General features: G+C 72.1%; 9 protein-coding genes, 1 tRNA gene and 1 other RNA gene. 3 read left to right on the top strand and 8 right to left on the bottom strand.

Features of this window, described 5'->3' with window-relative positions:
• On the top strand, positions 1-379 hold a 379-nt coding region (locus tag H0487_RS20125), incomplete at its 5' end, for a hypothetical protein (protein ID WP_183096012.1).
• A 152-nt stretch (positions 380-531) separates the two neighbouring features.
• On the opposite strand, the gene H0487_RS20120 is transcribed toward H0487_RS20125, so the two are convergent.
• From H0487_RS20120 to H0487_RS20095, 6 genes are all read right to left on the bottom strand, one after another.
• On the bottom strand, positions 532-1,563 hold the full coding sequence (locus H0487_RS20120) for an aspartate-semialdehyde dehydrogenase (protein ID WP_183096011.1): 1,032 nt from the start codon (positions 1,561-1,563) through the stop codon (positions 532-534).
• Between the two features lie 75 nt (positions 1,564-1,638).
• Positions 1,639-2,919, bottom strand: a complete 1,281-nt coding sequence (locus H0487_RS20115) for an aspartate kinase (RefSeq protein ID WP_183096010.1) — start codon at positions 2,917-2,919, stop codon at positions 1,639-1,641.
• 96 nt (positions 2,920-3,015) lie between these two features.
• Positions 3,016-3,633 carry a DUF5063 domain-containing protein gene (locus H0487_RS20110; RefSeq protein WP_312856033.1) on the bottom strand — a complete coding sequence of 206 codons (618 nt, stop codon included), beginning with the start codon at positions 3,631-3,633 and terminating at the stop codon, positions 3,016-3,018.
• On the bottom strand, positions 3,630-4,226 hold the full coding sequence (gene recR / locus H0487_RS20105) for a recombination mediator RecR (RefSeq protein ID WP_183096009.1): 597 nt from the start codon (positions 4,224-4,226) through the stop codon (positions 3,630-3,632). The genes H0487_RS20110 and recR overlap by 4 nt, the downstream gene beginning before the upstream one ends.
• Positions 4,227-4,230: 4 nt before the next feature.
• Positions 4,231-4,635 carry a YbaB/EbfC family nucleoid-associated protein gene (locus tag H0487_RS20100; protein WP_183096008.1) on the bottom strand — a complete coding sequence of 135 codons (405 nt, stop codon included), beginning with the start codon at positions 4,633-4,635 and terminating at the stop codon, positions 4,231-4,233.
• Positions 4,636-4,686: 51 nt separating this feature from the next.
• Positions 4,687-6,786 carry a DNA polymerase III subunit gamma and tau gene (locus tag H0487_RS20095; RefSeq protein WP_183096007.1) on the bottom strand — a complete coding sequence of 700 codons (2,100 nt, stop codon included), beginning with the start codon at positions 6,784-6,786 and terminating at the stop codon, positions 4,687-4,689.
• Between the two features lie 118 nt (positions 6,787-6,904).
• Here H0487_RS20095 and H0487_RS20090 point away from each other — a divergent pair, with 118 nt between their 5' ends.
• Positions 6,905-8,233 carry a purple acid phosphatase family protein gene (locus H0487_RS20090; RefSeq protein ID WP_183096006.1) on the top strand — a complete coding sequence of 443 codons (1,329 nt, stop codon included), beginning with the start codon at positions 6,905-6,907 and terminating at the stop codon, positions 8,231-8,233.
• A 32-nt stretch (positions 8,234-8,265) separates the two neighbouring features.
• On the opposite strand, the gene ffs is transcribed toward H0487_RS20090, so the two are convergent.
• Positions 8,266-8,356: signal recognition particle sRNA small type (gene ffs / locus H0487_RS20085), an RNA gene on the bottom strand.
• A 70-nt stretch (positions 8,357-8,426) separates the two neighbouring features.
• Here ffs and H0487_RS20080 point away from each other — a divergent pair.
• A tRNA-Ser gene (locus H0487_RS20080) sits at positions 8,427-8,515 on the top strand.
• Positions 8,516-8,554: 39 nt separating this feature from the next.
• Here H0487_RS20080 and H0487_RS20075 read toward each other — a convergent pair.
• The coding region (locus H0487_RS20075) for an SCP2 sterol-binding domain-containing protein (RefSeq protein WP_183096005.1) at positions 8,555-9,007 on the bottom strand (453 nt) is incomplete at its 5' end.

Genomic DNA, 9,007 nt, shown 5'->3' with positions numbered 1-9,007 from the left:
CACCTCCCCGGCGGCCGCCGTCACCGGCGGGGTCGTCGGCATCGCCATGGTGGTCCTCACCTGGCTGTCGCTCCAGGGCTGCGAGGCCGTCCGCGGCACGGCGTCCTGCGGTGGCGGTCCGGGCTTCGTGCTGCTCGTCGCGACCTTCGTCGTCTGCATCCTGCTGGGCAGCACCCTGCTCAAGACGTTCCTCATCCCCGACCCGGGCAGCAGCAGCTTCCTCGCGGTCGGCCTGGTGGCCGTCGTGGCGCTGCTGTTCCTCATCGACGCCCTCGACCACTGGTCGATGCTGATCGTGATTCCCGTGATCAGCATCGCGGGCTACCTGGCCTCGGTCTGGGTCACCAAGACCTTCGTGGAGACCGCGGAGACCTCTTAGCGCCGTCGTCGGGCCACGCCGGACGACTCGGATCAGCCGGCAACGGCCGGCAGCGTGTCGCATCGCGGCGAAGCCGCACGGTCTGGCGTCCCTGGGCCGAGCGAAGCGATGGCCCGGGCGGCGTCAGAGCGTCTGCGACACGCTCGGCCCATTCAACGCAGGACCAGCTCGGCGATCTGGACCGTGTTGAGCGCGGCGCCCTTGCGCAGGTTGTCGTTGGAGACGAACAGCGCGAGGCCGCGGTCGCCGTCGACGCCCGGGTCCTGGCGGATCCGTCCGACGTACGACGGGTCCTTGCCGGCCGCCTGCAGCGGGTTGGGGATGTCGGTGAGCTCGACGCCGGGGGCGGTGCCGAGCAGCTCCTGCGCGCGCTCGGGCGTGATCGCCCGCTCGAACTCGGCGTTGATCGCGAGCGAGTGGCCGGTGAAGACCGGCACCCGGACGCACAGGCCGGAGACCCGCAGGTCGGGGAGGCCGAGGATCTTGCGCGACTCGTTGCGGAGCTTCTGCTCCTCGTCGGTCTCGTTCAGACCGTCGTCGACGAGGTTCCCGGCGAACGGCAGCACGTTGTAGGCGATCGTGCGCCGGTAGACGCCCGGCTCGGGGAACGCGACGGCCTCGCCGTCGTAGGAGAGCTCCCGGGCCTTGTCGCCCGCCGCGGCGATCCCGGTGGCGAGCTCCTCGACGCCGGCGACGCCCGAGCCGGAGACGGCCTGGTAGGTCGAGGCGATGAGCCGGACCAGGCCGGCCTCGTCGTGGAGCGGCTTGAGCACCGGCATGGCGGCCATCGTGGTGCAATTCGGGTTGGCGATGATGCCGCGCCCGGCCGCGATGACTTCCTGGGCGGCCTCGGGGTTGACCTCGGCGACGACGAGCGGGATCGCCGGGTCCTTGCGGAAGGCCGAGGAGTTGTCGACCACGATCACGCCGGCGTCGACGAACTTCTGGGCGAGCGCGCGCGAGGTCGTCGCACCGGCGGAGAACAGGGCGATGTCGAGACCGGTCGGGTCGGCGGTAGCGGCGTCCTCGACGACGACCTCACGGTCGCCGAACGGGAGCACCGTGCCCGCGGACCGCGCGGAGGCGAAGAAGCGCACCTCGTCGGCGGGGAACTCCCGCTCGAGGAGGATCTGGCGCATGGCGACGCCGACCTGGCCGGTCGCGCCGACGATTCCGATCTTCATGGTGGTCAATCCTTCCGACCGCCCGCGGATCGCGCGAGCGAGTTAGTGCCGGGTTGCGGTGAGTCCCCGCCGACGTCAGCGGCCGGAGCCGCCGTAGACGACGGCCTCGACCTCGTCGGCGTCGAGGTCGAACGCGGTGTGCGTCGCCTGGACGGCGCGGTCGACGTCGTCCTGGTCGACGATGACCGAGATCCGGATCTCCGAGGTCGAGATCATGCCGATGTTGACACCGGCCTCGGCGAGCGCGGTGAAGAACTTGGCCGAGATGCCCGGGTGCGAGCGCATGCCGGCGCCGATCAGCGAGATCTTGCCGATCGACTCGTCATAGAGGAGCGACTCGAAGCCGATCCGGTCCTTGAGCCCGTCGAGGGTCGCCATCGCGCTCTGGCCGTCGGAGGTCGGGAGCGTGAACGAGATGTCGGTCAGGTTCGTCGCGGCGGCCGACACGTTCTGGACGATCATGTCGATGTTGATCTGGGCGTCGGCGAGGGCGGTGAAGATCGCAGCGGCCTCGCCCACCTTGTCGGGGACGCCGACGACGGTGATCTTGGCCTCGCTGCGGTCGTGGGCGACGCCCGCGATGATCGGTGCTTCCATGCTGCCCTCCGAAACGGGGTCGTTGATGCTGCCGGTGACGATCGTGCCCTCGAGGGTGCTGAACGACGACCGGACGTGGATCGGGATGTTGTGGCGCCGGGCGTACTCGACCGAGCGCAGGTGGAGGACCTTGGCGCCCGAGGCGGCGAGCTCGAGCATCTCCTCGTAGGTGACGGTCGCGAGCTTGCGGGCCGCCGGGACGATCCGCGGGTCAGCGGTGAAGACGCCGTCGACGTCGGTGTAGATCTCGCAGACGTCGGCGTCGAGCGCCGCGGCCAGTGCGACGGCGGTCGTGTCGGTGCCGCCGCGACCGAGGGTGGTGATCTCCTTGGTCTGCTGGCTGACGCCCTGGAAGCCGGCGACGATCACCACGTGGCCCTCGTCGATGGCGCTGCGGATCCGGCCGGGCGTGACGTCGAGGATCTTGGCCTTGCCGTGCACGTCGTCGGTGATGACGCCCGCCTGGGAGCCGGTGAACGACTGTGCGGTGAAGCCGAGGTCGGAGATCGCCATCGCGACCAGCGCCATCGAGATCCGCTCACCGGCGGTCAGGAGCATGTCGAGCTCACGGGCAGGCGGCAGCGGGCTCACCTGGGCGGCGAGGTCGAGCAGCTCGTCGGTGCTGTCCCCCATCGCCGAGACGGCGACGACGACGTCGTTGCCTGCCTTCTTGGCATCGACGATCCGTCGGGCCACGCGCTTGATCGCGTCGGCGTCCGACAGCGACGAACCGCCGTACTTCTGCACGACAATGCCCACGGGGGCTCACTCCTGAATCGACGGGGAAGATTGCGCGTCGATTCTACCGAGCCGGGAGGACGCCTCCCGGCCACGTCTCAGTCCGCTCGGCCCACCTCAGGCCGGGCCGGCCTCCAAGCTGGCCTCGGCCGCCTCGATGAGGTCGAGCTCGGAGTCGATGTCGACGTCCAGGCGGTCGTGGGCGACGACGGAGAGCAGCGCCTTCATCGCCGCACCGGCGAGCGCTCCCCACGAGGAGACGTAGGAGAACTGCCACCACCACAGCGCCTCCTCGACGTCGCCCGCGCGGTAGTGACGCAGGCCGAGCTCGAGGTCGCTGGCGATGCTGGCGAGGTCGTCGGAGAGCTGACTCTCGACGACCTCCGGCTGGTAGGGGTCGAAGATGTAGCTCATCGTGTCGACGTTGCCGAGCAGGTCGGCCAGCCGCATCCGCAGGTCGTCGAGGTCGGCGTCGGGCCCGACGTCGGGCTGGTACTCGTCCCGCGGGGCGAAGTCCCGCTGCGCGCCGAGCTTCGCGCCGGCCAGCGAGACCTGGCTGATCTGGAGCAGGAGCAGCGGGATCGACTGACCGGCGCTCGCCTCCCCGGCGATCACCTTCAAGGCGTCGAGGAACGTCGCGACGGAGCCGGCGATCTCGTCGGCGAACCGGACGGTCTCCGTCTCCACCGCGAGGAGTGCCTCGAGGGCCGCCTGACCCGGGAGCTGTTCGGTCACGTTGCTGCCTGCCTTCCTGCGAATGCTCGTCCGAGAGTGACCTCGTCGGCGTACTCCAGATCCCCGCCTACGGGAAGTCCACTCGCCAACCGCGTGACGCGCAACCCCAGCGGGCCGAGCATCCGCGTGAGGTAGGTGGCGGTGGCCTCGCCCTCGAGGTTGGGGTCGGTCGCGAGGATCACCTCGGTGACCGCCCCGTCACCGAGCCGGGTGAGGAGCTCCTTGATGTGGAGCTGCTCCGGCCCGATGCCGTCGATCGGCGAGATCGCCCCGCCGAGCACGTGGTAGCGGCCGCGGAACTCACGGGTCCGCTCGATCGCGACGACGTCCTTGTACTCCTCGACGACGCAGATGACGCTCGGGTCGCGCCGCGGGTCGCGGCAGATCCGGCACAGGTCGTCCTCGGAGACGTTGAAGCAGGTCGCGCAGAACTTGACCTTGGCCTTGACCTCGATGAGGACGTCGGCGAGCCGCTTCACGTCCGTCGGGTCGGCCTGGAGGAGGTGGAACGCGATCCGCTGCGCGCTCTTGGGCCCGACGCCCGGCAACCGGCCGAGCTCGTCGATGAGGTCCTGGACGACGCCTTCGTACATGCGCCTAGAACCCGAGCTGACCGAGCACGCCGCCCTCGCCCGGCGCACCGCCCAGCCCGCCGCCCAGCCCGCCCGCGAGCGGGCCGAGCGTCTGGTCGGCCAGGGCGTCGGCCCGGGCCTTGGCGTCGCGGTAGGCGGCGACGACGAGGTCACCGATCTCCTCGAGGTTCTCCTCGAGCTCCTCGGGGTCGCTGACGGCGGTCGGGCTGATCGTCACGCCGACCAGCTCGCCGGTGCCGCTGACGGTCACGGTCACCGCGCCACCGGCCACCGAGCCCTCGACCCGCGCGTCGGCGAGGTCGGCCTGCGCCTGCTGGAGGTCGGCCTGCATCTGCTGCGCCTGCTGGAACAGCGCCCCGATGTCGAAGCCGCCGCCCCCACCGAGCGCGTCGAACGGGTTCTGGGTCATCGGGTTGCCTTCCGTCGGCGGGTCCTGCGGGTTATGGACGTCGTGGTCGCCTCAGCCATGGGGGATCTCCTCGATCACCTGGGCACCCAGCTCACGGACGAGGAGCTCGGCGCCGGACTCGGCGTCGACATCGGCGTCGTCGCGGTCGACCGCGGCGTCGGGGTCGTGCGCCTCCTCCTGCTCGGCCGCCTCAGCGGCCTGGATGTCGGCCATCCGCGGCCGCCGCGGGGGCGGGGGCTCCGGCTCCGACTCCGGCGGCGGCGGGTCGTCCCACGGCGGGGGCTCGGAGGCAGCACCCGGGTGGTCGCCCGGCGGGGCGGACGGGGCCGACGGGGCCGGAGCGGCGGTCGTGGTCGGCGCACCGCTCGGCGTGGCACCCGGGTCGAGGATCGTCTCGACGCGCCAGTCGGTGCCGACGACCTCGCGGATCGCCTCCTTGAGCACGTCGGAGCTGCCGCCGTCGAAGCTGCTGCGTGCACCGGCGTTGTTGAAGCCGAGGGTCAACGTGCCGCCGTCGAAGCCGACCACCTGGGAGTTCTGGGTGAGGTGGATCCAGGTCACCCGGCGCTTGCGCTGGGTCGCGGCGATGACGTCGGGCCACAACCGCCGTACCTCCACGAGGGACAGTGCCCCGCTCGCAGCCGGTGCCGCCGCAGCCGGTGCGGCGGGGGCCGACGGAGGGGTCGGGTCGGGCTGGGCGACCGGGGCCTGCTCGGCGGGCGCCTGCTCGGTTGGGGCGGGCGCATCGGCGAAGGCCGGCGGCGTCGACGAGATCCGCTCGGGTCCGGGAGCCGGCTCAGGTGCCGGCTGGGAGGTCGGCTGGGCCACTGCCGGGGCTGCGGTCGCCTCCTCCGCTGCGCTCGCCGCGGGCGTCGGCTCGGGCGTCGCCTCCGCGGTCGGCTGTGCGGTCGGTCGTGGGGTCTGCTGCGGGCGTCGTTCGGGTGCCGGCTCGGCCGCGACGGGCTCGGCCGCGGGCGTGGCCACGATCGACATCCGTCGCTCGAGCCGGTCGAGCCGGGCCAGCACGCCCTCGGTGCCGTGGTCGGCGCCGGGCAGCAGCACCCGCGCGCAGATGAGCTCGAGCAGCAGCCGCGGAGCGGTCGCGCCGCGCATCTCGGTGAGACCGGTCGCGACCAGGTCGGCGGCGCGGGTCAGCTCGGAACGCCCGAAGCGGGCGGCCTGGGCGACCAGACGCTCGCCCTGGTCGTCGGAGACGTCGATGAGCCCGGTCGCAGGAGCGTCGGGGACGGCGGAGACGATGACCAGGTCCCGCAGCCGACGCAGCAGGTCCTCGGTGAAGCGGCGCGGGTCCTGGCCGGTCTCGATCACCCGGTCGACCACCCCGAAGACGGCACCGCCGTCACCGGCCGCGAACGCGTCGACCACGTCGTCGAGCAACGTGTCGGGCGTGTAGCCGAGCAGGCCGCTCGCCAGGTCGTAGGTGACCCCGGCCGGCCCGGCGCCGCCGAGCAGCTGGTCGAGCACCGACAGCGTGTCGCGGGCCGACCCGGCGCCCGCCCGGACGACGAGCGGGAGCGCGACCGGCTCGATGGCGACGCCCTCGCGCTCGCACAGCTCGGAGAGGTACGACGACAGCAGTCGCGGCGGGATCAGCCGGAACGGGTAGTGGTGCGTCCGGGACCGGATGGTCGGGATCACCTTGTCGGGCTCGGTCGTCGCGAAGATGAAGCGCAGGTGGGGCGGGGGCTCCTCGACCAGCTTGAGCAGGGCGTTGAAGCCCTGCGTGGTCACCATGTGCGCCTCGTCGATGATGTAGACCTTGTAGCGGCTCCGCACCGGGGCGAAGAAGGCCTTCTCGCGCAGCTCGCGGGCGTCGTCCACACCTCCGTGGGACGCGGCGTCGATCTCGATGACGTCGATCGAGCCCGGACCGCCGCGGGCGAGGTCGCGGCAGCTGTCGCACTCCCCGCACGGGTCTGCGATGGGGGCCTGCTCGCAGTTGAGCGCGCGGGCGAGGATCCGGGCGCTCGTCGTCTTGCCGCAGCCACGGGGGCCGGAGAAGAGGTAGGCGTGGTTGACCCGGTTGGCGGCCAGGGCCGCTCGTAGGGGCTCGGTCACGTGCTCCTGCCCGATCACCTCGGCGAAGGTCTCGGGCCGGTAGCGGCGATAGAGAGCGAGCGGGGATTCCACGCCTGAACCCTAGACGCCCCCACCGACGCGGGACAGGCCAGCCGGATGTTCACCGGCGCTTCACCGACCCTCACCGCTGGATCACCCCGGGGACGTGTGGGGTCGCTGCAGTGGTCCCATGCCCGTCCAGCGCCGCACCCTGCTCGCCGGCGTCCCCGCCGGGGTCGTCGGGACCAACCTGCTGACCCGCTCCCGTCCGAGCGGCGCGTCCGCCGCGGCAGCGGCCGGTCCGGTGCCGGACCGGGTGGTCCTCAACCCGACCGCCCTGCCCGCGCAGGCCGTCACCGTCACCTGGCGGACCGACGTCAGCACCCGCGACGGGTTCGCGGAGTACGTGCCCGTCCACGGCGGGCGGCTGGGCCGGAAGCGCTCGACCCAGACCCGGGTGCTGCTGGCCGGCGCGGGCATGGGTGTCCCCGCCCGGCACCACACCGTGACGATGGACGCCCTCGAGCCGGCGACGTCGTACCGCTATCGGGTCGGGAGCCCGGCGACCGGCTGGTCGGGGTGGCACCGCTTCCGCACCGCCGCGCGGTCAGGCGCCCCGGTGGAGCCGTGGACCTTCCTCTACTTCGGCGACGCCCAGATCAGCCTCGACGACGTGTGGCCGGCCACTGTCGAGCTCGCGCTCGCCCGGCACCCCGGCGCCGCGCTGAGCCTGCACGCCGGCGACCTGGTCAACGACGCCGACCAGGACGACCAGTGGCACGCGTGGTTCGCCGGCGCCGGACCGCTCGCGAGCGACAAGCTGGTGGTCGCCTCGCCGGGCAACCACGAGTACCACGGCGACGACCTGCTCCAGCAGTACCGCGCGCACTTCGGGATGCCGGACAACGGCCCCCGCCTGCACCGCGAGGACGTGTGGTTCGCCGACTACCAGGGCGTCCGGTTCGTCTCGCTCAACGGCAACGCGCCGCTCGGCGGCGCCGAGCAGGCGGCGTGGGTGCGACGAGTCCTGAGTCGGAGCCCGATGCGGTGGTCGGTGGTGACCTTCCACCAGCCGATGTTCTCCGCGACACCGGAACGCGACAACGCGCTGACCCGCGCGAGCTGGCTGCCGGTCTTCGAGGAGGTCGGCGTCGACCTCGTCCTCCAGGGGCACGACCACACCTACGCCCGCGGCCACCTCGCGGTCAACGAGGTCGGGGACGGCACCCACACGGGCCCGGTCTACGTCGTCAGCAACGCCGGCGGGAAGTACTACGAGCTCGACCGCGCCGCCGACAACGACTGGACCCGCAACGGCGCCGTGCGCGCGGTCGCCTACGAGGGTGTGACGACCTACCAGGCGGTCCGCGTGCACGATGACCGCCTCGTCTACACGGCGCGCGCGAGCCGGTTCCGGGACGACGTCCACCCCTACGGCTTCACCGAGGACGAGGTCGTCGACCAACTCACCGTCGAACGCCTGCCCGACGGCAGCAAGCGCGTCGTGCCCTGGGCCTGATCACCGGCACCATCAGCGGGGCCGAGAAATGCGAAGGCCCCCCGTGCACCCGACAGAGCTCACTTACCCTTGCTGCCTTCCGGCCCTGGGGGAGTTGGGCGAGATGCCGCCGCACGGGGGGTTGGCACCACTCTAGATGACCCGGGCCAAGGCGATTTCATCGGCAGGTCCCCCGCCCGGTAACCTCCTCTGCGGAGGTATCGCCTAGTGGCCTATGGCGCACGGCTGGAATCCGTGTTGGGTTAATAGCCCTCCGGGGTTCGAATCCCCGTACCTCCGCCACCGAACGGCGCCGCCCCACGCGGCGCCGTCCGCGGTTTCTCAGGCGAACGCGCGGACCAGGTCGTCGACGGCCTCCTGGCCGCCGACGATCTCGACCCGTCCGGCGACGACGGCGTCGATCGCCGTCGTGCGTCCCGATCCGATGGCGGCCACGGTCGCCGCGCCGAGCGTCACCGTCGCGTCCGGTTCGCCCCCGTCCAGCCCCTGCAGGACGGTCGCTCGACCGTCGCGGATGCGCAGGTACGCCGTACGACCCTCGATGACGAACCGGTAGGTGGCGTCGATCCCGTCGAGCTGAGCCGGGACCGTCTGGTGGGTGAAGGCGAGCAACGACCAGTGCGGACAGACCGCCGTGTCCGGGCCGGGCTCCTCGGGGACCGCGTGCCGCAGGCCCCAGGCGATCAGGGGCACGAGCGCGTGGCCGAGCTCGTCGCCGGCCGCGGTCAACCGGTAGACGGTCGACGCGGCCGGCGGCGGCAGCTGGGCCCGGAC

It is taken from the genome of Nocardioides stalactiti (genome assembly GCF_014180715.1).
In the GTDB taxonomy this organism is placed as follows: domain Bacteria; phylum Actinomycetota; class Actinomycetes; order Propionibacteriales; family Nocardioidaceae; genus Nocardioides; species Nocardioides stalactiti.
Note: the sequence above shows the minus strand (reverse complement) of the source record. Positions and strands in the feature narration are given on the sequence as shown.